Source organism: Mongoliitalea lutea (assembly GCF_014652135.1).
In the GTDB taxonomy this organism is placed as follows: domain Bacteria; phylum Bacteroidota; class Bacteroidia; order Cytophagales; family Cyclobacteriaceae; genus Mongoliitalea; species Mongoliitalea lutea.
On the sequence record NZ_BMYF01000056.1, the window covers coordinates 1 to 889 of the forward strand.

2 tRNA genes and 2 rRNA genes are annotated in these 889 nt (G+C 50.1%); all 4 read right to left on the reverse strand.

From position 1 onward, the window contains the following. Positions 1–264 (reverse strand): 23S ribosomal RNA (locus IE080_RS19345); the annotation flags it as partial. A 144-nt stretch (positions 265–408) separates the two neighbouring features. Continuing rightward, positions 409–482, reverse strand: a tRNA-Ala gene (locus IE080_RS19350). A gap of 180 nt (positions 483–662) precedes the next feature. Beyond that, a tRNA-Ile gene (locus IE080_RS19355) sits at positions 663–736 on the reverse strand. Between the two features lie 55 nt (positions 737–791). Then, positions 792–889, reverse strand: a 16S ribosomal RNA gene (locus IE080_RS19360); the annotation flags it as partial.

An 889-nucleotide genomic window follows, 5' to 3' on the forward strand; every position in this document is an offset into this window, starting at 1 on the left:
AACTCCGGTTTGGGCTGTTCCGCTTTCGCTCGCCACTACTCACGGAATCACTGTTGTTTTCTCTTCCTCTGCCTACTTAGATGTTTCAGTTCGGCAGGTTCGCCTCCCGAATTACTCGGGATACCACTCGCGTGGTGGGTTGCCCCATTCGGACATCTGCGGATCAAACCCCCTTGCAGGTCCCCGCAGCTTTTCGCAGCTTGGCACGTCCTTCATCGCCTCCTAGAGCCAAGGCATCCCCCGTGCGCCCTTGTTCACTTACTTATTCCTATAGGGCCCNATTGTTCCTCATTTGGAACGATGTGGAGGATAACGGAATCGAACCGTTGACCCTCCCGACGTTAGTCGGGATGCTCTAGCCAGCTGAGCTGACATAAAGCTTAAAACTCCATTTGAGTTTTAATATAGTGGAGGATAACGGATTCGAACCGTTGACCCCCTGCGTGCAAGGCAGGTGCTCTAGCCAGCTGAGCTAATCCCCCAATATGTCAAAATACTTTTGTGGACTTGAAGCGCTGACCCTCCCGACCAAAGTCGGGATGCTCTAGCCATCCCGATAGCTATCGGGATAATCCCCCATTATTTTTTCTTGGAAACAAGAGCACTTGTACTCTAGCCATCCCGATAATCCCCCAAAATTATCAATATTTTATTATATAAAGTGGGCTTGCGTGGACTCGAACCACGGACCTCTACATTATCAGTGTAGCGCTCTAACCACCTGAGCTACAAGCCCTTTATATAAAATTGAAAAGCGAAGCGAAAGAAATAAGCATCTGAAATTCTTCCAGAAAGGAGGTGTTCCAGCCGCACCTTCCGGTACGGCTACCTTGTTACGACTTAGCCCCAGTTACCGGTTCTACCCTTAACGGCTCCTCGCGGTTACCGC